General features: G+C 55.9%; 24 protein-coding genes and 1 tRNA gene. 19 read left to right on the top strand and 6 right to left on the bottom strand.

What is annotated here, in order from left to right; translation table 11 throughout:
• Window positions 1–1,083, bottom strand: a complete 1,083-nt coding sequence (locus B1757_RS10030; protein ID WP_172437671.1) for an AI-2E family transporter — start codon at window positions 1,081–1,083, stop codon at window positions 1–3.
• Between the two features lie 271 nt (window positions 1,084–1,354).
• On the opposite strand from B1757_RS10030, the gene B1757_RS10025 reads away from it, so the two are divergent.
• Window positions 1,355–2,791, top strand: coding sequence for an APC family permease (locus B1757_RS10025; protein ID WP_143484242.1), 1,437 nt, complete (start codon window positions 1,355–1,357; stop codon window positions 2,789–2,791).
• Window positions 2,792–3,111: 320 nt separating this feature from the next.
• On the opposite strand, the gene B1757_RS10020 is transcribed toward B1757_RS10025, so the two are convergent.
• Window positions 3,112–3,187: transfer RNA gene (locus tag B1757_RS10020), tRNA-Asn, on the bottom strand.
• A gap of 270 nt (window positions 3,188–3,457) precedes the next feature.
• Here B1757_RS10020 and B1757_RS10015 point away from each other — a divergent pair.
• Window positions 3,458–4,063 (top strand): YidH family protein, encoded by a 606-nt coding sequence (locus B1757_RS10015; protein WP_253253803.1) that lies wholly within the window; start codon window positions 3,458–3,460, stop codon window positions 4,061–4,063.
• 4 nt (window positions 4,064–4,067) lie between these two features.
• Here B1757_RS10015 and B1757_RS10010 read toward each other — a convergent pair whose 3' ends face one another.
• Window positions 4,068–4,637, bottom strand: coding sequence for a DUF1643 domain-containing protein (locus B1757_RS10010; RefSeq protein ID WP_253253802.1), 570 nt, complete (start codon window positions 4,635–4,637; stop codon window positions 4,068–4,070).
• A 282-nt stretch (window positions 4,638–4,919) separates the two neighbouring features.
• On the opposite strand from B1757_RS10010, the gene B1757_RS10005 reads away from it, so the two are divergent.
• The 9 genes from B1757_RS10005 to B1757_RS09965 all read left to right on the top strand — a co-directional run bounded on the left by B1757_RS10005 (window position 4,920) and on the right by B1757_RS09965 (window position 15,743).
• Window positions 4,920–6,056, top strand: a complete 1,137-nt coding sequence (locus tag B1757_RS10005; RefSeq protein WP_172437670.1) for an efflux RND transporter periplasmic adaptor subunit — start codon at window positions 4,920–4,922, stop codon at window positions 6,054–6,056.
• A gap of 5 nt (window positions 6,057–6,061) precedes the next feature.
• Entirely contained in the window at window positions 6,062–9,838 is a 3,777-nt protein-coding gene (locus B1757_RS10000; protein WP_101538173.1) for an efflux RND transporter permease subunit, read from the top strand.
• Between the two features lie 4 nt (window positions 9,839–9,842).
• Entirely contained in the window at window positions 9,843–10,976 is a 1,134-nt protein-coding gene (locus B1757_RS09995) for a hypothetical protein (protein ID WP_101538172.1), read from the top strand.
• Window positions 10,977–11,024: 48 nt separating this feature from the next.
• Entirely contained in the window at window positions 11,025–11,552 is a 528-nt protein-coding gene (locus B1757_RS15445; RefSeq protein ID WP_172437669.1) for a hypothetical protein, read from the top strand.
• Between the two features lie 76 nt (window positions 11,553–11,628).
• A complete protein-coding gene (locus tag B1757_RS09985; RefSeq protein ID WP_101538170.1) occupies window positions 11,629–12,150 on the top strand; it encodes a hypothetical protein in 522 nt (173 codons plus the stop codon).
• Between the two features lie 100 nt (window positions 12,151–12,250).
• Window positions 12,251–12,865 (top strand): tetratricopeptide repeat protein, encoded by a 615-nt coding sequence (locus tag B1757_RS09980; protein ID WP_101538169.1) that lies wholly within the window; start codon window positions 12,251–12,253, stop codon window positions 12,863–12,865.
• Window positions 12,866–12,885: 20 nt separating this feature from the next.
• Window positions 12,886–13,728: a tetratricopeptide repeat protein gene (locus B1757_RS09975; protein ID WP_101538168.1), complete on the top strand. Its 843-nt coding sequence runs from the start codon at window positions 12,886–12,888 to the stop codon at window positions 13,726–13,728.
• Between the two features lie 103 nt (window positions 13,729–13,831).
• Window positions 13,832–14,332 (top strand): hypothetical protein, encoded by a 501-nt coding sequence (locus B1757_RS09970; RefSeq protein WP_101538167.1) that lies wholly within the window; start codon window positions 13,832–13,834, stop codon window positions 14,330–14,332.
• Window positions 14,319–15,743, top strand: a complete 1,425-nt coding sequence (locus B1757_RS09965) for a sigma-54 interaction domain-containing protein (protein WP_172437668.1) — start codon at window positions 14,319–14,321, stop codon at window positions 15,741–15,743. The genes B1757_RS09970 and B1757_RS09965 overlap by 14 nt, the downstream gene beginning before the upstream one ends.
• Before the next feature lie 56 nt (window positions 15,744–15,799).
• On the opposite strand, the gene B1757_RS09960 is transcribed toward B1757_RS09965, so the two are convergent.
• Window positions 15,800–16,195, bottom strand: coding sequence for an SCP-2 sterol transfer family protein (locus tag B1757_RS09960; RefSeq protein ID WP_101538165.1), 396 nt, complete (start codon window positions 16,193–16,195; stop codon window positions 15,800–15,802).
• Window positions 16,196–16,703: 508 nt separating this feature from the next.
• Here B1757_RS09960 and B1757_RS09955 point away from each other — a divergent pair.
• From B1757_RS09955 to B1757_RS15440, 7 genes are all read left to right on the top strand, one after another.
• Entirely contained in the window at window positions 16,704–17,240 is a 537-nt protein-coding gene (locus tag B1757_RS09955) for a hypothetical protein (protein WP_101538164.1), read from the top strand.
• Between the two features lie 63 nt (window positions 17,241–17,303).
• Window positions 17,304–17,924 carry a nucleotide-binding protein gene (locus B1757_RS09950; protein ID WP_101538225.1) on the top strand — a complete coding sequence of 207 codons (621 nt, stop codon included), beginning with the start codon at window positions 17,304–17,306 and terminating at the stop codon, window positions 17,922–17,924.
• A 108-nt stretch (window positions 17,925–18,032) separates the two neighbouring features.
• Entirely contained in the window at window positions 18,033–18,629 is a 597-nt protein-coding gene (locus B1757_RS09945) for a tetratricopeptide repeat protein (protein ID WP_172437667.1), read from the top strand.
• 59 nt (window positions 18,630–18,688) lie between these two features.
• Entirely contained in the window at window positions 18,689–19,738 is a 1,050-nt protein-coding gene (pyrC, locus tag B1757_RS09940) for a dihydroorotase (RefSeq protein ID WP_101538162.1), read from the top strand.
• 97 nt (window positions 19,739–19,835) lie between these two features.
• Window positions 19,836–20,120: a type II toxin-antitoxin system HigB family toxin gene (locus B1757_RS09935; protein ID WP_101538161.1), complete on the top strand. Its 285-nt coding sequence runs from the start codon at window positions 19,836–19,838 to the stop codon at window positions 20,118–20,120.
• Window positions 20,117–20,527 carry a helix-turn-helix domain-containing protein gene (locus B1757_RS09930; protein WP_101538160.1) on the top strand — a complete coding sequence of 137 codons (411 nt, stop codon included), beginning with the start codon at window positions 20,117–20,119 and terminating at the stop codon, window positions 20,525–20,527. The genes B1757_RS09935 and B1757_RS09930 overlap by 4 nt, the downstream gene beginning before the upstream one ends.
• 77 nt (window positions 20,528–20,604) lie before the next feature.
• Window positions 20,605–20,748 carry a hypothetical protein gene (locus tag B1757_RS15440; RefSeq protein ID WP_172437666.1) on the top strand — a complete coding sequence of 48 codons (144 nt, stop codon included), beginning with the start codon at window positions 20,605–20,607 and terminating at the stop codon, window positions 20,746–20,748.
• Between the two features lie 219 nt (window positions 20,749–20,967).
• Here the strand turns inward: B1757_RS15440 and B1757_RS16090 are convergent, their stop codons facing one another.
• Both B1757_RS16090 and B1757_RS09920 read right to left on the bottom strand, forming a co-directional pair.
• Window positions 20,968–21,360 carry a hypothetical protein gene (locus B1757_RS16090; protein ID WP_368233151.1) on the bottom strand — a complete coding sequence of 131 codons (393 nt, stop codon included), beginning with the start codon at window positions 21,358–21,360 and terminating at the stop codon, window positions 20,968–20,970.
• Window positions 21,361–21,403: 43 nt separating this feature from the next.
• The gene (locus tag B1757_RS09920; RefSeq protein ID WP_101537397.1) at window positions 21,404–22,723 is read right to left on the bottom strand and encodes an ISAs1 family transposase; all 1,320 of its coding nucleotides are present in this window, start codon (window positions 22,721–22,723) and stop codon (window positions 21,404–21,406) included.
• A gap of 119 nt (window positions 22,724–22,842) precedes the next feature.
• Here B1757_RS09920 and B1757_RS09915 point away from each other — a divergent pair, with 119 nt between their 5' ends.
• Complete coding sequence (locus B1757_RS09915; protein ID WP_253253801.1) at window positions 22,843–23,121, top strand: HigA family addiction module antitoxin; 279 nt, start codon at window positions 22,843–22,845, stop codon at window positions 23,119–23,121.
• Window positions 23,122–23,548 lie beyond the last annotated feature (427 nt).

Genomic DNA, 23,548 nt, shown 5'->3' with positions numbered 1-23,548 from the left:
TCAGCGCAAGTTCTCCTTTACCGCAGGCTTCCAACCCTGCCACCAGGCCATCAACATGCCCATCAGCATCGGCCCGACAAAAATACCCAGAATGCCCAATACCGAAAGCCCTCCCAGCAACCCCATAAAAATCAGCATGAAAGGCATCCGGGAACGACCTCCAATCAATAATGGTTTCAGAAGGTTATCAGCCAACGTGGTGATGATATTACCCGCAATAAAAATAATCAGGGCCAGCAAGGGTTCATCAGCCGCCAACCAGGTCCACAAGGTGACTCCGGTAAAAACAGCGGACGCCCCGAAGGGAATCACGGAAAACACGCCGGAGACGGTGCCCCAGATCAAGGCATGAGGTATGCCGCAAGCGGCGTACAACGCCCAAAACAGCAAGGCTTCGAACAAACCGGTGATCACCACGCTCCAGAAAGTACCACGAAGAATATCCAATCCCCGCGCGATCACCGTCCAGACGTCCGCTCCTGCCAATCCGGTCACGCGTTCCGCCAACCCCTGCGCCAGGGTTTCTCCATGTAACAAGAAGAAAAACAGGAGCAGCAGCGCCAAGCTGGCATTGAGTGCCGTATCTTCAGCACCGCCCAGCACATTGAGGACCATTTGACCGTGGGCCAGTAAGGCGTCAGACCCCGCCAATACCTGAAACCCCTGAAAATGCGGATGCATCAGCGCAGTTTTCGCAGCGATTCCCGGCAAAAAAGCACCCAACCACTGCGTCGCCACATGCCACAAGTGGCGCAGTGGATCCAGCAGCAACTGCGGCAAATGGGTGCTCAGCCATTGGGGTAATGCCCAGTGCGATAACTCTTCTTGCGCAACCCAGGGTCCAAGAAGACGTAAACCGCGCAGCAATTCCAGAATGACAAACGCCATGGGTAACAAAATCATGCTCGCGGCGGTCACCGCAAAAAACAAGGCGCCTAAGGGCCGCCAGCGCCCTGGAATACGTACGACAAAAGGCCAAAACACCACAGCCAGGACCGCCGACCAGGCCAGCGCCGACCAAAAGTTTTGTAATATCCAGATAAGTGCAGCAGTAATGAGCAAAATCGGCAACCAACGCTGCACGGATCGAGAAGCCTCTGTCAAAATGAATCCCCGGGTGAATTGATCAGCCTATTATGCCTGAAACCAGGTGCAGGGTAGACAGAAAAAATTCCATTCGGTTTCGAGAAAAACCAGCCGCTTGTTGTTATAGGAGACCGTCATCTGCGTCATCACGAAGACTGTGCGGACTAGAGCAGTCGTTAGAAGACACGCCTTGCAGATCCCAACTGACATTTGGCGCGGCAAGCTCCAAAATAAGATTATCCAGTTCATCAGTAAAAGGTCCAAAGGAATGCACTCTTCTCAGAATAAAAGCCATGCCAGCCAAGAAAAACCGCAGAAAACACTCGGCGTTCTTACCCTCACCCTAATGACGGCAGCATTGTTCCTGACCTTGCGCAACATGCCCATGATGGCCGCCACAGGCTTGCAGATGGTCTTTTTCAATCTGGTAACGGTCTTTGCTTTTCTGATTCCCATCGCCCTGGTATCCGCCGAACTGGCTACGGCCTGGCCCAAGAACGGAGTATTCCATTGGGTCGAGGAAGCCTTCGGCACACGCTGGGGATTGAGCGCCGTGTGGTTGCAGTGGGTGCAGAGCCTGTTTGGCATCACCTCCATTCTCTCCTATGTGGCCGCCAGTCTCTCCTACGCCTTCGCGCCTGCCTTGGCACACAACCGCTACTTCATCGTTGCCGTGATCCTGGCCGTCTACTGGCTGGCCACTTTCGCTAATTTTCGTGGCACACGCGCCTCGGGACTGATTTCCAGCATCTGCCTGAGTGCCGGTGTGCTTCTGCCGAGTACCGTCTTGATCGGGCTGGCCGGACTCTATCTGGCACAAGGTGGGCCATTGCAGTTGAATCTTGCCTCGGTTCTGGGAAACTGGCTGCCATTGGCCCATTCTTCGCACTCGCTGGTGTTGTTCCTGAGCTTTATTTTTGGGGTGGTCGGCATTGAGGTTTCGGCCACGCATGCGCGGGAAGTGCGTAATGTGCGCCGTAATTATCCTATTGCGGTCTTCAGTGCCGCCATCCTCGGTTTTCTGATCACCCTGCTGGGCGGCCTGGCCGTAGCCGTGGTCATTCCCAAGTCACGACTCGACCTGGTTTCCGGGGCCGTGCAGGCCTTGCAGGGACTATTCGACACCTATGATCTGAGCCCGCTGCTCCCCCTTACCGCACTGCTGGTGGCGTTGGGGGCCGCCGGTCAGGTGAGCACCTGGGTAGTGGGACCCATCAAGGGGATCTGGGCAGCCGGGTGCAGCGGGAACCTGCCACCGGTACTCCAGGCAACCAACACCAGAGGTGTCCCGCGCAATCTGCTTGTGCTGCAGGCGCTGGCCATGAGCTTGGTTGCCCTGGTCTTTGTCCTCGCACCTTCGATCAACACTGCTTTTCTGCTTCTGACTTCGGCAGCGGTAGTGCTGTATTGTGCCATGTACCTCATGCTTTTTGCCGCTGCCATTCGCCTGCGCTACACCGAACCCGACACGCCACGCCCCTACCGGGTACCGGGTGGCCAGCGCTGGGGACTCTGGCTAGTGGCTGGCATTGGTTTTATCACCACCTTGGCTTGCCTTCTGATTGGCCTGCTCCCACCAGGTGCCGGTATCGATGAAATCTTCTACGCGCCCGGCATGCTCGCCGTTCTCGGCGTGATGCTTCTTCTGCCTTCATTACTGTATCGCTGGCGTCGACCGGAGTGGATGCAGGCGCCTAGAACATAGCCAGCCAAACCTAAACTGGGCATTTGCAACAGCGCGTTAAGATTGTTAATAACCCAGTTTCTGCGACATCGCGTGGGAATATCCTAAACTAACCGGTGGCAAACGGATTACGCTGACTCCGGAACAATTATTATCTGCCGCCTAGCTAGAAGGGATCATACAGTATCCCAAGTGGTGTTACTCACCAATAATGAGGGCGGGCACAGGGTACGTTTGACGGGAGCGGTAAACATTGAGGCGGAGAATGGATAATTTCACAGCCTACTGCACACATTACCAACAAAAAAGGCCTAGGAATGAACCTAGACCCTTGTCTTCTTTGGCTCCCCGGGACAGGCTCGAACTGCCGACCTAGTGATTAACAGTCACCCGCTCTACCGACTGAGCTACCGGGGAAAAGTGGGCGTATCCTAGCCTTCCCTAGAGGTGGCGTCAAGAACTGGCCGCAGGACTGGCGGCATAACCTGTCTGCAGCACTTGCCCACCCGAAACGCGATGCACACGGCTGCCACTGTACTGCTTCTCATATCGCGCGATTCGCGTTAGACTGCGCCACAAAAAATATTGCCCTACGCCGCTGCATCACTTTGTTGACATGATTACTCGGTGATCTAGCCTATGATGTTCCTGAAAAACCTGCCCACTGTACGCGAACCGCGATTATACATGGCACTGGAACGCACCTATCTAGGTTACTTTAAACTTTTGTTTGTTTCCATTGGTACCGGACTGGTATCCGAACGCCTCGCCGTTTTGTTTATAGCCTTGCACTATGCCAGGCTGGGGCATTTTTTTCATGAGCTTTTCAACGTATTAACCTGGCCCGCAATTGCGCTGATTTTTGTGGTAGGCTTTAACTTCATGTTCGATCTGAGACATATCGAAAAGGGACCCGCTGTGGCAGCAAAAGAGATTATTGACCCCCGGATTTACATGGCCGCCGAACGTACTTTTCTGGCATGGGTACGCACTGGTATCGGCCTGATTGCTTTTGGTTTTGTGATCGAAAAGTTCGATTTTTTTCTGGAACAGCTATCCATCATGCTACATACCAAACTGGTGATGGGTGAAGGCTTCTCAGGAATGGGCATTGTTTTCATTATTCTCGGGGTCACCAATCTGGTCATTGGCGGGGTCAATTTCATTCGCACCGTCAAGCGGGTTGATATGGGAGACTACCATGTCAACAAATTCTTGTATGGTTTATATGGTGTCATTCTTCTGGGGATTACTGTTGTTCTGGCGATCATGATCATCCGGGTCTCCTTGTAAGCCATCAAGAAACAGCCACCAAATCATCCTGATATGCCCAGTAACAGGCATGAAATGGATAGTTTTCCGATCCCTTGCGGCCATTCCTCCAAACCGGCAAGCGGCTGTCTGCGAGCATCTCCAGACAGCTTCGCACGCGCTCAGCATAAGGAGTGGCCGGGATTCCGGCATGGCCTCCCCAGGCAATGATGACCGCCGCACTCCCCGCTAGTGTCTGTTGGATAACTGCATCATTCTCGGGGCCGATCACATAAGTGTCCCCCTTCTCCCGTAACGCTTGACCAACCTCCTGACTATCGGTCCCTCTCAGGGCATACAGATTGAGGATATGCACGCCGCCACTTTCCGGAAAATTGCGCCAGACATATTCGCTGGCCGTGCGCACGGTTTTATCGGCTGCGCTTGCGCTGGCACTGGAAGGATTTTTCAAAAATACCGTGATCATCGGCCCCCGACGTTCCCTGAACGGTAAACTCAAGCCGTAGCGCCAAGTATGGCAGGGGGAAAAATCCGCCTGAATACCATCAATATCCACTGCCGGGGCATGTTGCACCGTACGCCCGATCCGCATCATGACTACTACCCCCGAAGTCTTCCATGCCAATTTTTCACATTACCAGCAGAAAGAGCGCTCCAGCAAATGCGTGCAGCCTTGCAACAGGCTGTTGCAACGCTTCAACATGCCAAACCGCTGCGGAAACAAGCCAGTATAAAATCCCATCGTTGCGAGACATTTTCACAAATACCATAAAACTCAAATTTTACATGATGTTATATATTGGCACAGTTTCTGCTAATAAACCGGCAAATACTTTGGGCTGTACGCATGCTCATAAAACTTGCAAGGAAACGGTCTATGAAAAGGAATATCTGGCGCTGCACCATGTTTTGCGGATCCCTTCTGTTTGCTGCGGCGGGGGGAACGGCCCTGGCGGCAACTCCCAGCCTGGTGAGCGTGCAAGCGGCTCCCGGCATTGGTCCAATGCTGGGAGGACGGATTATCCCGGCATTTACCGTGACCTTGCGCGCCCAGTTACCCGGCAGAGTCAAATTTGTAGCGGGTGAAGCTGGCATGCCCGTCATGCCGGGACAGCCGCTGGTGGCGCTGGATGATGATCAGTTGCTTGCCCAGAAAGCCCAGGCCATTGCCGCTTACCAAGCGGATGAAGTGGCGCTGCACAATGGTTATTCCCAGTATGGTTATCAACTGTATAGTTACAATCCGCCCTCCTTCATGAATCCCTTTACCTGGATGGGTGAGGGCTTCAAAGCCATGATGGGCAACAACCAGAATCCCTGGGCCACTTATCAGTCCAATCTGGAAAATCGCGCTGCCACAGCCATGAAAGCGCAAACTCAACTGGAGGCATCCGTCTGGAAAATCCGTCAGATTGAGGCGGAAATGAACAATTCGGTTTCCATTGCCCCCTTTCAAGGGGTGGTCCTCGAAAAGGAGGTGAATCCCGGCGATATCGTTCAGCCCGGTCAGCCGCTCATGGTGCTCGGTAGTGGTGGCCCCCGACAACTTCTGGTCAAGGTGCCGGAGAGTCTGGCAGGTAATCTGAATCCCGGAGAATCCCTGCAGGTGCATCTCGGGGACAACGCTGGCGAGGTGACGGGCAGAGTGGTCCAGGTGGCCCCCCAGGCCAATCCCCAAACCCATACGGTAGCCGTCAAGGTCCGCCTCCCGCAAAATGCCGCCATCGGGGTGGGCGCCTATGCGACCATCAGTCTGCCCAGCTATGGCAGTGCTGCCCAGGATGAACCCGCCATTCCCCGGAGCGCTCTGATACCGGGAGCCTCATTACCCTCTGTACTGGTCGATCAGCATGGGGTGACCGAAATGCATGTCCTGCGTCTGGGTGGACCGCTGGCTGATGGGCAGGTGCAGGTACTGGCCGGACTGCGCGTTGGCCAGATCATCGTCAATGACCCCCCCGCCGGCGTTGGTTCAGGTTACCAGCTCCAGACCAGTGCAACTTCCGGGGAGTAGGCGCCATGCATAACGGTTGCCAGACACCCGAGCCGGAACAGCCGCAAACTACGCACACCCGCAGTTTGGGAGTGGCAGGCTCCATTGCCAAGATTTTTGTCAGCTCGCCTTTGGCCCCATTACTGCTCATTGTGCTGATCGCGGCGGGCATTCTCGGCCTGATTTCTACCCCCAGAGCCTCCAATCCCCAAATTTCCGTGCCCATGATTGATATTTTTGTGGGTTATCCCGGCCATTCTCCTGCTGAAGTATCGCGCATGGTCAGTGACCCCCTGGAACGCATGATGAGTGAACTGCCCGGGGTGCGGCATGTATATTCGGTGTCCAATCGGGGCGAGTCCATGGTCACCGTGCGTTTTCAGGTGGGCAAACGGATGGGGCCATCGCTGGTGGAGGTCTATAACAAACTGGCCGCCAATATGAACCGGATTCCCCCGGGAGCTACCCATCCTTTGGTGCGGGCCAAAGGTATCAACAGTGTACCCTTCATGACCTTCACCCTCTGGTCCAAAGCAGTGGGGCCTGCCACCCTGAATGAAATCGCGCGGACCGCCCTGCAGCATCTGAAACAGGTGCCTGAGACCGGTGAGAGTTTCATTGTGCATGGTCCCCAGGAAGCCCTGACCGTCGACATTCATCCTGAACGTCTGGCCGCTTATGGAATCACGCCCCAGCAAGTGGCGCAAACCATAGAAGCATCCAACGCTCAGACCGAAACCGGGCAGACCGATGTGCAGAACATGCAGATGCGAGTGGTTACCGGACAGTTTCTGCGCACCCCGGCTGAAGTGCGCAATCTGGTGGTGGGTGTTTATGACGGGGAACCTGTGTATTTGTTTCAGGTGGCTCAGGTGCGCCTCGGCCCCAGTGATCCCCATAGTCTGGTGACCTACTATCAAAAAGTCGGCAAAAACCAGCCTGAAGTAAATGGCGCTCCTGCGGTCACCATCGCCCTGGCCAAAATTGCCGGCAGTAATGGCGTTACGGTGGCCCATGCCCTGATTCAGAAAATGCACAGCCTCGAAGGGACGGTCATTCCCGGCAATGTGCATGTCAGCATCACTCGCGATAACGGCAAAAAAGCCAATGCCAAGGTGGATTCCCTGCTTTTCAAGCTGTTTGTCGCCACCGCAGCAGTCACCCTGCTGATCTTGCTGGCACTGGGCTGGCGAGCCGCCGCTGTCGTGGTCATCACCATTCCCCTGATTTTGCTGATTACGGTGTTTTCGGCCTGGTTATTGGGCATTACCATCAACCGTGTCAGTCTCTTCGGCTTGATTTTCTCCATTGGTATTCTGGTGGATGACTCCATCGTCATCGTCGAGAACGTTTACAGGCGCTGGTTACAGGAGGGAAGCACCTCCACGGAAACTCTCATTGATGCCGTCCGCGAAGTAGGTAATCCCACTATTCTGGCGACCTTTACCGTGATTGCCGCGCTGTTGCCCATGGGGTTTGTGGGGGGGATGATGGGACCTTACATGGCGCCCATCCCCGTCCTCGGTTCGGTAGCCATGCTGTTCTCCCTGTTCACCGCCTTTGCCCTGGCGCCCTGGTTGATACTGCGCTTCAAACCCAGCCTGAAAAGTCTGGAACGGATGCACCGCAGCGAACATCGCCAGGCCGCCTGGTTACACAAATTTTATCAGAACACCCTGATCCCGCTGATTCGTCGCAAGTTTTACGGGCGCCTGTTTCTGGGTGGGATCGTCGTGGCCTTTTTTGCGAGCCTTGCCCTGTTTCTGATCGAGTGGGTGCCTTTCACCATGCTCCCCCACGGCAACTCCAGCGCCTTCAATGTCGTCATTAACATGCCGGCCGGTACGGCCATGCCCGTGACCGCCAATGTCACCGCCGAAGTAGTGCAAAGCTTGCAGGGAATGAAAGATGTCCAGGCCTTACAAAGTTATGTGGGCACGCCAGAACCTTATGATTTCAATGGCATGGTCCGTCACTACTATTTACGCGATAAACCCTGGCAGGCCATGATCCATGTGCAGTTGCTGAGCAAGGCCGAACGCAGTGCTTCCAGTGCGGCACTGGCGGTCGTCGCCCGGCAGCGGATCATGTCCATCGCCATGCAACATCAGGCGCATATCCAGGTAGTGCAGAGCCCGCCGGGGCCACCAGTGCTGGCCCCCGTCGTTGCCGAAGTCTATGGACCTTCGGCGGCCATCCGCGATGCGGTCACCCGGCATGTCACCCAGGTATTCCAGCAGACAGAGAACCTGACGGAGGTGGATAACACCCTCGAAGCCCCACACGATTACTGGCATTTTCATCTGAATGCCATCAAGGCGGGCATGGCGGGGGTACGCCCCAGTGCTCTTAATGCCACCCTGGCGATGACGCTGGGCGGCTACAAGCTGGGTAACTTCACCCCTTACGGTCAGAATCTGGCCGTACCCGCCGTGCTCCAGGCGCCTCTGGCCCTGCGCAGTAACGTCTATAGTTTAGCGGCATTGCCGGTACCCTCGGTGAGTTACGGCGCCGTTCCCCTTTACACCCTCGGCCATTTTGATCGTCGTCCCGCTGAACAACCCATTTACCAGCAGGATCTCAAACCGGTGGAATATGTGACGGCCGGCTGCAAAGGGCGCCTGGATGCGCCGCTGTACGGCATGCTGGAAGTCGAAAATGCCCTGACCAGTTATGTCGCACCCGATGGGCATCCCCTAGGGATCGACTGGATCAGCATTCCCTCGGGTACCCATGCCACCATCAAATGGGGTGGTGCCTGGACCGTCACTTACAAGACCTTCCGGGATATGGGGATTGCCTTTGCGGTGGCCATCATCCTCATCTATATGCTGGTGGTCTGGGAATTCGGTAATTTTGTCATTCCCGCCATCATCATGGTGCCTATCCCCCTCACCCTGATCGGGATTTTGCCCGGCCACTGGCTGTTTGGCGCGAGCTTTACGGCCACCTCCATGATCGGCTTCATCGCCCTCGCGGGCATCATCGTGCGCAACTCCATTCTGCTGGTGGATTATTCCCAGCAACGGGTGGCCGAAGGCATGCCAGTCATGGACGCCCTGATTGAGGCCTGTGCAACCCGCACCCGCCCCATTGTCATTACGGCGCTGGCATTAATGCTGGGTTCTGCAGAAATCATCACTTCGCCGATTTTTCGGGGCATGGGCATTTCCCTGCTCTTCGGGGTCATGGTTTCTACCGTTCTCACCCTGCTGGTTATTCCCCTGGGCTGCGTGAGCGGGCGTGCGGCCTTCTGTCCGGCGGGCATGGATCTGGGCGACGCCCCCAATGGTACCGGCGCAGCACTTTTTCCTTTTGCCCCGGAACATCTCCAGGTGTCCCTGACTCCCAGAGAAAGCCTGACGCGCAGCGATATTCCAGCAAGCACCCCGGCGCAGGACACAAAGCGGCAAGATGCGGGTCCACTGCGCATGACCCTGGATATGATCGGACAGGATATTCGCGCTTTTTTCCTAGCCATTCGCAAAATCCTGGCGGCTTTATGGGGACAACTCTGGGCCTGGTTACTACAACGACCAGCCACCCACAACCCTCCTGAATGGCCCGATCCCCATAGCCCTTCTGGCCCCATCAACCCGAATCCAGGCCCGACTGGTCGTCCGCCAGAGCCTGTCAAACCGACGGCCTCGCAGGCGGAAAGCGCCAGCCAGTCCGACGACGGCCGTCAAGCCCCCAATGTCGCGCAGGTACCGGATGCAAAAGCAACGCAACCAGCCTCACGAAACAAAGGGCGTGGCATTCATTTACGGTCACCCAGTTCCCCATCAAAAAAGGAGGATTAATACCATGACGCGCCCTCAATCCCGCGCACCGCGCAGCCGCAAACATTTGTTCTGGCTGGGTGTGGCAGTGTGTACAGCAGTGGGTATGCAGGCCCAGGCCTTGGCAGCGGTAGATACGCCCTACTCTATCCCCAGTCCCTATGCCAACAACCCTGGCATGGCCGGTAATACAAGCTCTGACTGGTCCGCTGATTCCACCTACGCCGAATGGCATGGTTACGCGCCGCATGACATGCCCAACCCACCCGCAGCCAGCAACAACTGGCACCGGCCGCAAACACCCATGCCCACAGCAACATTCAACGAAGTCGCAGACTGGGTACCCCCTCCACCCGGACCTTATCCCAACGGATCCCATGAAGGGGGCATGGATGCCACAGCGCCATCTTCCATGGGCGCTCCTCAAGGCGGATACATGCCCGCCTATCCAGCAGCCCCAGGTGAGGGCGAAGCAAATTACGGATCCATGCGACCTGCACCTTACGGCGGTCCCGCCATGCCTGGACAGAGCGCCGCCGGTCCGGCTTATGGTCCCCCGGCATACGCAGCGGGTCCTTACGCCCAGCCACCCCAATATTATGGTCCGGGACCGGGGTATGAAGCCCCCGGCACGCCAATGAAAGGCGCAGGCTATCCTCCTCCTGTAGGTTATCCACAGGGGCCCTACCATGGACCATTCCCATCCTATGGCAGACCCGACTTCGGGCCCATGGGTCCCATGCCCTACCCGGGCGCCAACAGGCCCTGGCAGAACGCTACCAGGCCTGCTTATGCCGCGCCTCATCCAAATGTGCCGGCTTACGGCCAACCCGCCTATGGACCACCGCCATCCTTCGCCCGGCCACCCCAATATGGTCCGGGACCCGATGATGGCGCTTACGGTAATACCATGAACGGCAGAGGATACCCGCCCATGGAATACCCGCAGGGACCCCATGATGGACCGCCCCCGGCGTATGGCCAGTCAAACTATGGACCCATGCCACCTGCGCCCTATCCGGGCGCCAACAGGCCCTGGCAAAACGGCCCCAGGCCCGATTTTGGCGCGCCTGCATACGGACCTTCACCTTATGGACCGCATCCCGAAGCCCGACCACCGCAGTTTTATGGTCCGCAACCTAGTTATGGCTACCCATAACCAGGCAGACAGGGACAACGGTCCTCCTGAAAAAGCAAGGAGAATGCAATGCAAACAGCAAAATGGTTAAAGGCAGCCATTCTATCTGCCGCCCTTGGAAGCTTATCTGTACCCGTTGCGGCCTATGCCTGGGGGCCCTGGGGGGGCGGAGAAATGCCCTGGTCAGGCTGGCAGAACGCCATGCCCTGGAGTGGCTATTCCAATCCGTGGCAGGGCGATTCCGGACCATGGTCCGGTTATGGTGGCCCATGGCAGGGTAGGAGCGGTCCCTGGAGTATGGGCAGTTTTCATATGACCTTTCCGCATTGGGGACCCATGAATTTCAATGGCAGCCCTTTCGGGGGATATGGTCGCCCCTGGTCAGGCTATGGCGGCATGCCCTGGGGCGGTGGCGGTATGCCCTGGGGTGGTGGCGGTATGCCCTGGAGTGGTGGTGGCATGCCTTGGGGTGGTGGCGGTATGCCCTGGGGTGGTGGCGGTATGCCCTGGGGCGGTGGTGGCATGCCCTGGAGTCCTATGTCCTCCATGAATCCCATGTCGCCGATGGGTCCCATGAGCCCTTGGAGTACCTGGTAAGTCATTTCAATGGGATATGGTTTCAGTGGCGTCCACTGAATGGGTAGTGACGCAGTTTTGCAAAGGAGTCTGTACGATGAAAATAAAATATTTCGCAAAAGCGGCCAGTCTTGCAGCAGCCTTGGGATGTGCCGGATTCATGATGGCTTCACCCGCCTATGCCTGGGGTTGGGGACCTTGGAATGAGATGCCCTGGAGTAGTTATAGCAATCCTTTCTGGGGAAATAGCGGACCATTCAGCGGTTATGGCGGCCCCTTTACCGGAAACAGCGGTCCCTGGGATATGGGGAGCATGAGCTTTCATGGTCCCCATGGAGGTCCCATGCAGTTCAACAGTGGCCATTGGGGCGCTTACGGCCAGCCTTACCGTGGCTATTACGGTGGAGGCTATGGTGGTGAACCCGACAACGGTTATGCTTACCCACCAGCACCGCAGGCTTATCCTCCCGCAACAGCCAGTTATCCTGCATACGGCAATTACCCTGAGGAAAACCCTGACGGCTATTACGCGCCGCCCCAGGCAACCCCCTATACCGACAATCAGCAGCAGTATGCACCTCCTCCAGGACCTTATCGTCCCGGTTATGGATATCCATGATGCAGAAATGACCATGGGCTGCGCGCGCGTGCGCAGCCCACTTTCTTTCGACCTGAACATCTAAATAAATGCTGCATACAGGTGCCAAAAGAGGCCAGCCATGAAACAAATATTGGGTAAAATCATTGGGTTTATTATTCTGGTAGTCCTGGTTCTGATCGTCATAGCTGCCATTCAGTATCCCCAGCTCTGGCGCCATGACTGGCAGAATACGCGCCAGTACACCGAGCAAAAATGGCTGGCGATGCACCAATGGTGGGAAAACCAGGAAAGCACGCCGCCTTCCACGCAGTCCACACATCCGCCAGCGGTGCCGGTGACATCGGCAGCTGTCCCGGCAAAACCGGATATAGCCACACATCCAGTCCCCGTGGCAGCGCCTGCAAAAGTCCGTTTTCCCAAAAATCTCACCCAGTCTCAGTACGCCTTGTTGATGGCCGCGCGCCAGGCGTTTTGGAACCACAATGTGAAAGCCGCTATCGCCGATTACCATGCGCTCATCGCACAACTTCCTGAAGTTCCTGAACTTTATGGAGAATTGGGGAATATTTACTATCAGACAGGCCATCCTTTGTCGGCTGGCAAGGCTTATACCGGCGCTGCCAGGAGCTTGATCGCTGCACATCAATATCCCTCTGCCGCTGCACTATTACCCCTGATCAGTTCCCTGGACCCGAATCAGGCCACCCTCATCCGCCAGGCCCTGGCGCGTTAATCCTTAAGGAGTATGGAACCATGAGTGACATTCGAGAAGAGCCGCATTTGCATGACGAAAATGCCGTTGTCAGTCCGGCCGAAGGCAGCACCGAAACCATCGTAGAAACCGAAACTCCCGCAGCACATGTGGATACAGAATCGTTACACACCGGCAGCGAGCAGTCCCACCAGGCTGCTGAATCCAGCACCAGCACCAGCACCACTGCAGATGCCGATGCGGCAGCTAGGGCGGCGGCGGCGGCTGCTGCAGCCGCTGCCGCAGCCGCGAGCAGTTCCAGTTACAGTAGTTATTCTCCCCCTCCACCACCACCCGCCCAAAAGAAGGGGGGAATCAGCCGTTTTGTCGGATACCCCCTGATCATTTTGATTTTGCTGATCATCATTGTCATTTTGTTCATTTGGGCCATAACCGCCAATGAACCCAGCAAAACTGCCGCAGCGCCTACCCAGCCCGCGCAGAAAGTCCTGCATGTCACCAGTGCTCCCAGCATTGCCGCCATCACGCATAACAACAAGCCCCTGACCCCCGATCAGACCAAGCTACTCATGCAGGCACGCGGTGCTTTCTGGCATCATGACTACACCGGCGCCATCGCCGACTACCATCACCTGATCCAGGAAGCCCCTGATTCTCCTGCCGCTTATGGAGAACTGGGCAATGTTCTGTATATGACCGGGCACTATCATCAGGCCGGTAACGCCTATGGCCAGGCGGCCATGCAGCTGATTCATGCAGGACGCTATGCCGATGGCGCGGCGCTGATTCCTATTCTTGGTCGGCTGGATCCGGCAGAAGCGCAAAAAGTGCAGGAAGCGCTTTCTCACGCCCCGGAAGCGGAAACCGGGATGCCTCCGGCTTGAAGCAAGCAGTAGTAAAGCATGCCCTGTTTACAGCGAAAAGCGCTGAATAAACCGGGCACGATGTAATTTAAGACCCCATTTTCTCATCAGGAGTCCAAACAACATGGCGGAACAATCGACTACGGAGTCATCCTCGCAGCCTCAGCATCATATTGCCGGCCTTTCGGACCGCCAGCTCAGACTGATTGTTTATGCAGCCCTGGTCGCCTTTCTGGTGCTGGCGGCCTATGAGTTTTATCTGGCCGTGGAAATGTCCCATGATCTGCATGAGATGACCGTGCAGTTCCAGAAAATGAGTCCCAATATTCAGCGCAACATGGACAGCATGTCCCGAAACATGACGCAAATGACTCATTCCACCAACTATATGGCGCGGGCCACCGGGCAGATGCAGGCTGAGTTCTGGAGCCTGAACCGCAACATCACTCCACCTTTTTCCTTTCTCAGTGGCATGTTGCCCTTCAATCATAATGACCCTACTTACGGACCCCGGGCTCCCCTACCCCCTCCCCGCCAGGAAGCCTATGATGGGGTAGCACCAGGATATAATCCGCAATATCAAAGTGGCTATCCGTACCAGGGGAATGCCTATGGCAACCAGTAACCCCGAGAGCGCGGTGCTAGCCCAGGAGAAAACAATGGCATCGCTGAGCACCGAACTGGAAACCCTCTGTGAAGTCTTGCCCGAATTACTGGACTCCATGGATGCAGGGATTTTGTTGACAGATATTCAGGGAAAAATTGAATTCTGCAACGCCGCCGCTAAGTCCTTACTGGAGGTTCCAAGCCTTGAGCACCTGCGCAGCATCCCGGGGGGCAGCGTGCAAAAAGAACTGGTCCGGGCCGCTATTGCTGCCGGACAGGACGACGCCGTCAGTCGCCCGCAAACAGGCTGTATTCGTTGGGATCATTTGCTGCCGGTCAGTGAAGGCGACCATAAAACTCTCCAGATCAGAACCCGTCTGGTCGAACGCAAGCAACATAAACGGCGCATTTTTTTCATCGAAGATGTTTCCGAGCTGCGTCATGCCGAGCGGATTCTGGGTGGCACCCGCAGTGTGGGTTTTATTACCGATGATCCGCATATGCGCGATGCCCTCGAATTGATAGAGCAGGTCGCAGCCACTGATGCCAGCGTCATCTTTCAGGGAGAATCCGGATCGGGAAAGGGGCTGATGGTCCGCTTGCTCCACCAACAAAGTCATCGCGCCAAAAAAGCCCTGATCGAAGTGAATTGCGCCGCCATTCCCGACAATTTATTTGAAGCCGAGTTTTTCGGCTCTGTCAAAGGCGCCTTTACAGGCGCCGTCACTGATCGGATCGGCCGCTTTGCAGCGGCGGATGGCGGCACCCTCTTTCTGGATGAAGTCAGCGAGTTACCTAAACATCATCAAGCCAAACTCCTGAAGGTATTGGAAGACATGCGCTTTGAGCCGGTGGGCAGCACCAAAACCCAGCAAGTGGATGTGCGGGTGGTGGCAGCCAGCAATCGTAATCTCAAGGAACTGGTAGAAAATGGTGATTTTCGCAGTGACCTGTTCTATCGCCTGAATGTGATCCCCATCCGGATTCCGGCTCTGCGTGAACGACCTTCTGACATCATGCTGCTGGCCGAACACTTCCTGAAAATCACTGCCGGGGGTCACAAGAAAAAACTCGGTTCCGCAGCAAAACATCTGTTGCTCGATTATCCCTGGCCGGGAAATGTTCGGGAACTGCGCAATGTCATGGAATACGTGGCTATTTGCAGTGCCGGACCGGAAATCAGTGACAGTGACTTTTCCAAGGATTTTCTCGACAGAATGCATTCGGGCTCAGCGACCAGCTCCACTGCTGCGGACCATGAAAGCGACGCCGGTTATGGCCGCGATAAACTTTTACAACTACTTGATAAACATGGTGGCAATCGTGCTGCTGCCGCGCGCGAACTCGGCATTGATCGTGTCACCCTGTGGCGGCATCTGTCCCGCTTGGGCATTTCCGGAAAAGACAGCCATAGCCACCTGGGCAATTAACACATATCAGGGCTTCTGAAGCATACAGAAGCCCTGATATTACGTCTTGATATGTATTAAATTTTCGACATAGCCGAAAAACTTTTCACAAAGGGTCCCGCCATACGCGGATCTTTGAGCATGCTGGCATAATCCCCCACCTTGAATTTGATTTTTCCGGTCGTAAAGGCCATTCCCAGACCGGTCATTCCCGGTGATTTTTCGATCCACTTCAGCCATTGCGGATGCTGGGCCCGAATATCCCAATTGAGGGGCTGGTCCGTATAAACCCCAGAAGCGGTTGCCTTGCCGTTTTGTACCACCAGAAACGCTCTGGGCTTATCTTCTTCAGGGTAGCCATAACCTATGACTGAATTAAAGCCAATCTGAGCCAGTGCACCAGAAAGTTCCGGATCCTTGTTCCATTCTTCTGCAAAACGGGCCATCCATGCGGGTGAAAACAAATCTGCCATTTTTAACTCTCCATTTTTATCATCAAACACCAGCGCAACAGGTGCGCACAAAACGCAAAGTTATAATGCATATTTCATACCAAAATTTAAGTTGCTGATAACTACAGAATTTCAATGAAAAGAAAAAATGACACATGCAACATTCATTTAAAATGATGATGCATAATCATCAGCCTAAGCTCAGCAGACAGAAACAGCTGTTGCAAGCCCTTTTGCAACATATCCCCAGTTCGCCTTCAATTTTCTCCGCGCCTCCAAGTGTTGCAATGAGCGTTGCCCACATTTGTCCTGCAACAATCTATTTCAGATTGAAAAAACATCAACTTTTATGATTTACGTTGCATGCACCCTATTTGTCCAGATAAAGGTTATCTAAAAAAACAAAAGGTTAAAACGTGGCACATAGTATGCTTATACAGTCTTGGAATCCGCTTCATCCTCAGTCGCGCCTTTCAAAGGCTTCCGACAAAAGAAGCGGGTATTTTTTGAAAGACAAAAGGAGTATGTGATGCAGCACTCATCAAAATTCGCACGGGCTGTACGTTCGCTGACCATCGCAGCCGGCATCGGCGCCGCAGGGATGCTCATCGCAGCCCCTGCATACGCTTGGGGTCCCTGGGGTGGCGATATGCCCTGGTCCGGTTATAGTGGTCCGATGAACGGAAACAGCGGCCCCTTCAGTGGCTATGGCGGCCCCATGCAAGGTTCCAATGGTCCCTGGGATATGGGTGGGATGAGCTTCAATGGTCCACGCGGCGGTCCCATGAACATGAACAGCGGCCCCTATGGTGGATACGGCCAGCCTTACCGGGGCGAGTATCAAGGGGGTGGCAGTTATGGTTATTATCCGCAACCATCTTACAGGCAGCCCTACTACGGACCAAGTCAGGGCTATGCGCGTTATCCGACACCCCAACCAGGCTATGCCTATCCCAGGCCCAACCAGGGACAGTACCCGCAGCAGATGCGTCCCAGCATGCCCCCACCACCCATGGGCCCTTATCAGTCACCCTACGGGTATTCCCCTTATGGATACGGCCGCTAGATCAAGCATCAGGTCCGCCCGGGAACCCTTATGGGTTCTCACCCAGAACGGCATGGGGCACTGATGCGTCTGGTCATAGCATCCATGAAAGGCGGGTCCGGCAAGAGCACGGTCAGTTTCAATCTGGCCGTGTGGCTGGCCTATCGGGTTCCTGTAAAACTGTATGATCTGGACCCACAGGGGACTTTGCTGGACGTTTGTCATGATCGCCAAGACCTGCAGATTCATCCCGCGCTTACTGTGGCTACTGGTCTGGACAAGGCCACAGACGCCCGCTACCAGGTGATGGACTGTAGCTATTCTGAGTTAACCGGTTTTCGCCGCGCATTGTCAGCTGCAGATGCCATCCTGATGCCCGTCGGCCCCAGTCAGGCGGATATCTGGTCAGCCCAGCGTTTTCTGGAGGTCTGCCGGCAATGGTCGGCGCCCCCGGTCAGGGCATTCATCAATCGTGCTGACACCCATCATGCCATCCGCGAAAGTGATGAAGCGGAAGCCATGCTCGCAGAGTTACCCGGCCTCCAGCCTTTGGGTCTGCGTCTCGGACAACGCACGGCCTTTCGTCGCTCTCTCAGCGAAGCCCAAGCCGTATTCGAACTGGATGCCCGCAGTAAGGCCAGCCATGAACTGGAAAAACTGGCAGCTGCACTCTATCCGGAACTATGCAGGCATTTTGCTGACTGAATCATGTTATTTTCCGAATCTAACCTCAATTATGGAGGCGCACCTATCATGCATCATTCCTCCCCCAATTCTTGGCTCAGACGACCTCTTTTCAAGGCGGCAGCACTGATGACCTGTCTTTTTGCGGGAACCGGACTGCAACTGTTGACGAGCGGAGCCCATCTCCGGATTTCGTCTTGTAGCATCATTGCCAACGCGGCCGCCGCAGTACCCGAAAAACCTACCCATGCGGGAGTGCCCAAGTCTTATCCTCCGCACAAGAACATCAAGGCGCCTCCGGCCCTGTCCATGCCCAAACCAGCTTCGACCAAAACCTTGAGCAAGGCGGAAACCAAGCTTCTGTTACAGGCACGGGCGGCCTACTGGCGACGGGACGCCCCGAAAGCCATTGCCGATTACCAGAAGTTGCTCAAGGAAGCGCCCGATCATCCTGGAATTTATGGGGAATTGGGCAATGTATACTACATGACTGGAAGGTATCCAGAAGCCGCTATTGCCTACGGTAGCGCCGCTCGCACCATGATTCGTCTGGGGCACTTTGACGAAGCCTATGTCCTGTTGCCACTTATCGGCTCTCTGAATCCCCGCGAAGCCGCCGCTATTGACCATCATCTGCAGGTACAAAGCAAGGCTGCGGCCCGAAAGGCCACTGCAGCCCCCCACAAGGGGACCACGCCTGTACCACCATCCCCTGCCCCGCATTGAAAAGCAGGGCACCAGCCCCTTATCATCCCGGTTAGTTTTCACCTGCCGAGGATGATGCCGTGCAAGAACTCACCCTGATCCGACCTGACGACTGGCATCTGCATCTGCGCGACGGAGCGACCATGGCCTCGGTGCTGCCCGACACTGCCCGACGCTTCGCCCGAGCTATTGTCATGCCCAACCTGAAACCGCCGGTCACCACGGTGGAGCTGGCCAGCGCCTATCGGGACCGGATACTGGCAGCACTGGAAAAAGACGGCATTTTCCAGCCGCTCATGACCCTTTATCTGACGGATAATACGACGGTGAGTGAAATCGAAGCAGCCAAAAACAGCGGCTTCATCCAAGCGGTGAAATATTATCCTGCAGGAGCCACCACCCACTCAGAAAATGGAGTTACGGACCTCAAACGGGTGTACAAGGTGCTCGAAGCCATGCAAAAGCACGACCTGCCCCTCCTTCTGCACGGCGAAGTCACTGATCCTGAGGTGGATGTTTTTGATCGCGAGGCCGTATTTATCGAGCGTCATCTCCAGCCTTTGATCCGGGATTTTCCAGGCCTGCGCATGGTGCTGGAACACATCACCACCCGCACCGCCGCCCAGTTTGTGGCCGAGGCCGGGCCACAGCTTGCCGCAACCATTACCGCCCACCATCTGCTGCTCAATCGCAATGCGCTCTTTGCGGGGGGTATCCGGCCTCATCATTACTGCCTGCCCATCCTTAAGCGAGAAACCCATCGCCAGGCCCTGGTGCAAGCAGCTACCAGCGGTAATCCCCGCTATTTTCTCGGCACCGACAGCGCCCCGCATCCCCGTCAGGACAAGGAATCGGCCTGCGGCTGTGCCGGTATTTATACGGCTCACGCCGCCATTGAACTGTATGCCGAAGTATTTGCAGCAGCAGACGCCCTGGACCGCCTGGAAGCCTTTGCCAGCTTTCACGGCCCGGACTTCTACCGACTTCCCCGCAACCAGGACAGCATCATCCTGGAAAAAACCTCTTGGACCGTAGAAGAAAGCTTAGACTGCGGAAAAGATGCCTTGATCCCGCTGCGCGCTGGACAGACCGTTCACTGGCGGATTAAAGAAACGCAGAGAGCCCGGTAACTGCTAACCCTACCTGAATCCCTCCAGAGACGTTATACCTTTACTTGCTCCTTGCTATGCGGCTTGACATCATCCCATATAGGGATAACATCAGGCCATGCACATTATTTCCCGCACCAAAATACTGCAGGCCCAGCGTGACTTCACAGATTGCAGCGGGGCTTTGGAGCAGTGGTATCGACTGACGAAGCGGGTGCAGTGGCAGAATTTTGCGGAAGTGAAAGCCTGCTTTCCTGCGGTGGACAAGGTGGGCGACAAATATGTGTTCGACGTGGGTGGCAACAAGCTCCGGCTGATTGCCGCCATTCATTTCAACACCGGGAAAGTGTTTGTACGGGCGGTGATGACGCACAAGGCTTATGATAGAGGAGACTGGAAATGAATAATGCACAACTGGATTCGGCATTGGCACATTGGTCTTATGTTGCGCCGCTACTGACCCCGCCCACAAACGATGCGGAATATCAGGCGTTGGTGAAATCGCTGGATATCATTCTGGACGCGGGAGGTGCGGATGAATCCCACCCCTTGGCGAGCCTGGCCGCTATGGTCGGGGATTTGATGGAAGCTTATGAGTCCGGGCACTATCCCTTGCCGGAGGCCATGACAGCGACGGAAGCCTTGGCGTTTCTGATGGCGCAGCATGGCTTACGCCAATGTGACATACCGGAAGTAGGCAATCAGGCCAAGGTGTCGGAAGTGCTTGCAGGAAAACGAAGCATCAATTTACGGCAGGCGGTAGCACTGGCAAAACGGTTCAGTGTGGGAATCGAAGTGTTTGCGGGTTGAACCCCCTATATAACACAAGCCGTTCAAAATATGGTTGCTGTAATCCGGCGCTTTCTGGGCGTTTCATGGGGTGCGGGATGAGCGGTAAGATCATGGGATTGTTGGGCGTCACCTTTTTGGCGGTGATTGGCACGGCGGTGGTGGTGGTGGCCATTGACTGGTGGGGAAAGCATCACCCGAAAAAGGATAAAGGGCCTGCACACCACAAGGGTAGAATGTAGATTGTAGATATTCGTTGTTAAGCAGGGCTCCGTCAAGCTCGCCAGATATAGTAGCAGAGGTTTTCGCCACTGATTTTAATGGTGGTTTGAAGGGGCTATAGTTGGTGGAAATGCGGCATTTTCAGGCGATTTTGGGTGCAGAATCGTGAATGGGGTGGCTGACGGACGCAGCTCGCCCTCCGGAGCTATTCTCGGATAGGTAAACCCCGTGGTGGCGCCTCAGTATCCGAGTTGGCGGAGCGTTTTGTGCGCGCTGGCGGCGAAATCCCGGCACGCTTTGGCGATATTCTTGACGCCAGTGAGACGCATAATGCTCATGGCCAGTTCGCGCAAGGTCGCCATCATATGGGGACCGTTCTGGGTACGGACTTGGGAGAGGTCCTCGTGGAAAGTCACATCGCGGACATGATGGTTCCGGTTTTCAATTTCCCAGTGACCACGGGCCAAGCCCAACAGATTTTCGGGCGTGGCACGATCCGGGGTCAGGCTGGTGAGTCCGAAGGCATAATCATCCCGAATCGTGCCCTCTTTGCTGTTGATGGTGGAGCGTTGGATCAGGAAAGCTTGTCCGACATGCGGAAAATGGAGGCCGGTTGCCCGGGTGGCGACGATGATTTTGCGGTATTCAAAGCGGCCATGCCCGACCTCTGTGGTTTCAGCGTTGAGGGGGAAAATCGCCCCAAGGGAGGCACGTCAGACGGTCGCGGAGTTTTCGTTGATTGCCTTTGACGGCGGTGAAGAGATAATCGGCTTTCTTGTCTTCGACGAGGAAGCGGGCGGTCTCCCGCTGGGTATGCAGGGCATCGGCGGTGACGACCTTGCCCGCGATGTTGACGTCCTGGAGCAGGTTGCGCAGTTCTGGAATTTCGTTGGTTTTCCGGGCGATTTCTTTTTGCGCGATGGTGGCCCCCTGTCCATGCAGGAACGCGCTGAGCAGATGCACCTGAGCGCCGTCTGCGCGTGCGGCCCCTTTGAGGACTTTGCCATCGACGGCCACCGCTTCAAAGCCCGCCGTACCCAGTAGCCAGGCGCCGATCGCCGCATCCAGCGCCTCCACATCGGCCCCTTGCAAGACGCGCCGGATGGTCGGTTCGGAGGGGGCGAGGTAGCGCTTGGTTTTGGGATCGAATCGGGCGCGGATGCGCTTCAATTGAGCCTGGGTCAAGCGACCGCCCCACTCGGCGATGGCGGCATAACTTTCGGCCCGCGTCAGGACAGCGGCCACGGCCACCGTCAGGATGGCCGGGAGGGGATGCTGCTTGCCTAGTTTGCTGCGGGTATCGGGAAGGCGGAAAAAGATTTGGCGCAAGCCTTCCATTTGCGCGTCGCTCAACGTCACGGTTTGCATGGGGGTATGGGTCCATTCGAGTTGGGGCTGCGGCTGGGCCAACCAGGCCCGCGCCTGTGGATGGAGAGGAAAGAGCAGAAGACGTTTAGGTTGGCCGTGGTGGACATAGCCACCACCGGGACGGCGGGCGAAGCCCTTGGTTCCGCCGACATCCACCCAGTTGGCGGCCCGGTAGCAGGCACCGGTAAAACGGGGGGATTCCACAAAGGTCTCAGCCAGCACGATGGGATGCCCATAGACGGATTGCCAGTCCGCAGAGAGCCTGTGCAGGTTCAGCGCCAGAATACGGGACGCCAGATTCGGGAAGGATTCTCCGGGCAGGATCAGAAAACGGGCATTGTTGGCGATGAGATGCAAGCGCTGGCGGCGCAAGATCCAGGACCAGCCGATCCACCGATCCCGCGCCTGGCATTGAAAAGCGGCGGCATGCCAGCCCAGTAACGCTACCCAGCGACCATCGAGCGTAGCCACATAGCGCAGGTTACGGCCCGCCAAGGTGCGAAAGCCCCGGTAGTGATACGTTTGCATCAGCGTATTCCAGCGTTCCCGCTCCGTGGGCAGGATGGGTCGCACCTGAACACGGTGCAGGCTGGCTTGCTGGTTTTCGGTGAGAGTTGGGACTTCCATGCGGCAAAAGTTACCGCATTCATCCTGAGAAGTCCAGAAAAACCCTTTGTGCTACTCCATCAGCAGCTTAGATGGAAGGTTGACAGGGCCCTGCGTTGTTAAGAGAAATGGTGAGCAAAATGCACAATCCGGCGCATCCAGGTGAGGTACTGCGGGAGTGGTTGCCGGAGGACATGACGGTCACACAAGCGGCCAAAGATTTGCGGGTCAGTCGGTTGACGCTCTCCAAGCTGCTGAATGGACGCGTCGGGGTAACGGCGAATATGGCACTGCGCTTGTCTACGTGGTTGGGTACGTCACCGGGGTTCTGGCTGGACATGCAGACCCAGTGGGAACTTTGGCAGGCCGAACAGTTGCCGCGCCCGGATATTGCGCCACTGGCGCGGGCAGCACGATAGGGTGGTGGAACAGATGGCCCAGCTAAAAACTTCTCAGCACTGTGGCGCTTTTTGGTAGAGGAGTGTCTGGCGATGTATATTCAGGACATTCCGGTTTCCGGCAAAAACAAGGGCATGTAAATATAGATAATCCCTTCATTTGGGTTTTGGAAACTATCGGTAACTTGCTAACACAACTGTGTTATTACACGTCTCTCTGTAGCTTGCGTAATCTTCTATTGATTGCCGGTTTCACGTCCTTGCTTGCCGGGTTATCGCTGGGATTGTTACCACTCACCTTGTTCGGGGGAGCTTCTTTTCTTTTGGGCGTTGTCGGTCATATTGTCCATATCAGACAGTGACAAATCTGGACAAAGCACCACAGCCACTTGCGCCGTTGGAAAAACACGTGAGGGCCGGAGCCATGTGAGCATAGATGGCAGCCCCC

It is taken from the genome of Acidithiobacillus marinus (assembly GCF_002847505.1).
In the GTDB taxonomy this organism is placed as follows: Bacteria; Pseudomonadota; Gammaproteobacteria; order Acidithiobacillales; family Acidithiobacillaceae; genus Acidithiobacillus; species Acidithiobacillus marinus.
This window is presented reverse-complemented; position numbering and strand designations above follow the sequence as displayed.

Bases quoted from the DNA above. Each gene is read 5' to 3' on its own strand.
- B1757_RS15445 (WP_172437669.1), top strand. From the start codon at position 11,025: ATGCAAACAGCAAAATGGTTAAAGGCAGCCATTCTATCTGCCGCCCTT.
- B1757_RS09930 (WP_101538160.1), top strand. From the start codon at position 20,117: ATGAATAATGCACAACTGGATTCGGCATTGGCACATTGGTCTTATGTT.
- B1757_RS15440 (WP_172437666.1), top strand. From the start codon at position 20,605: ATGAGCGGTAAGATCATGGGATTGTTGGGCGTCACCTTTTTGGCGGTG.
- B1757_RS09955 (WP_101538164.1), top strand. From the start codon at position 16,704: ATGCAGCACTCATCAAAATTCGCACGGGCTGTACGTTCGCTGACCATC.
- B1757_RS09970 (WP_101538167.1), top strand. From the start codon at position 13,832: ATGGCGGAACAATCGACTACGGAGTCATCCTCGCAGCCTCAGCATCAT.
- B1757_RS10005 (WP_172437670.1), top strand. From the start codon at position 4,920: ATGAAAAGGAATATCTGGCGCTGCACCATGTTTTGCGGATCCCTTCTG.
- B1757_RS09950 (WP_101538225.1), top strand. From the start codon at position 17,304: ATGCGTCTGGTCATAGCATCCATGAAAGGCGGGTCCGGCAAGAGCACG.
- B1757_RS10000 (WP_101538173.1), top strand. From the start codon at position 6,062: ATGCATAACGGTTGCCAGACACCCGAGCCGGAACAGCCGCAAACTACG.
- B1757_RS09975 (WP_101538168.1), top strand. From the start codon at position 12,886: ATGAGTGACATTCGAGAAGAGCCGCATTTGCATGACGAAAATGCCGTT.
- B1757_RS10010 (WP_253253802.1), bottom strand. From the start codon at position 4,637: ATGATGCGGATCGGGCGTACGGTGCAACATGCCCCGGCAGTGGATATT.
- B1757_RS10015 (WP_253253803.1), top strand. From the start codon at position 3,458: ATGGCACTGGAACGCACCTATCTAGGTTACTTTAAACTTTTGTTTGTT.
- B1757_RS09965 (WP_172437668.1), top strand. From the start codon at position 14,319: ATGGCAACCAGTAACCCCGAGAGCGCGGTGCTAGCCCAGGAGAAAACA.
- B1757_RS09995 (WP_101538172.1), top strand. From the start codon at position 9,843: ATGACGCGCCCTCAATCCCGCGCACCGCGCAGCCGCAAACATTTGTTC.
- B1757_RS09945 (WP_172437667.1), top strand. From the start codon at position 18,033: ATGACCTGTCTTTTTGCGGGAACCGGACTGCAACTGTTGACGAGCGGA.
- B1757_RS09920 (WP_101537397.1), bottom strand. From the start codon at position 22,723: ATGGAAGTCCCAACTCTCACCGAAAACCAGCAAGCCAGCCTGCACCGT.
- B1757_RS09915 (WP_253253801.1), top strand. From the start codon at position 22,843: ATGCACAATCCGGCGCATCCAGGTGAGGTACTGCGGGAGTGGTTGCCG.
- B1757_RS09985 (WP_101538170.1), top strand. From the start codon at position 11,629: ATGAAAATAAAATATTTCGCAAAAGCGGCCAGTCTTGCAGCAGCCTTG.
- B1757_RS09935 (WP_101538161.1), top strand. From the start codon at position 19,836: ATGCACATTATTTCCCGCACCAAAATACTGCAGGCCCAGCGTGACTTC.
- B1757_RS09960 (WP_101538165.1), bottom strand. From the start codon at position 16,195: ATGGCAGATTTGTTTTCACCCGCATGGATGGCCCGTTTTGCAGAAGAA.
- B1757_RS10025 (WP_143484242.1), top strand. From the start codon at position 1,355: ATGCACTCTTCTCAGAATAAAAGCCATGCCAGCCAAGAAAAACCGCAG.
- B1757_RS09980 (WP_101538169.1), top strand. From the start codon at position 12,251: ATGAAACAAATATTGGGTAAAATCATTGGGTTTATTATTCTGGTAGTC.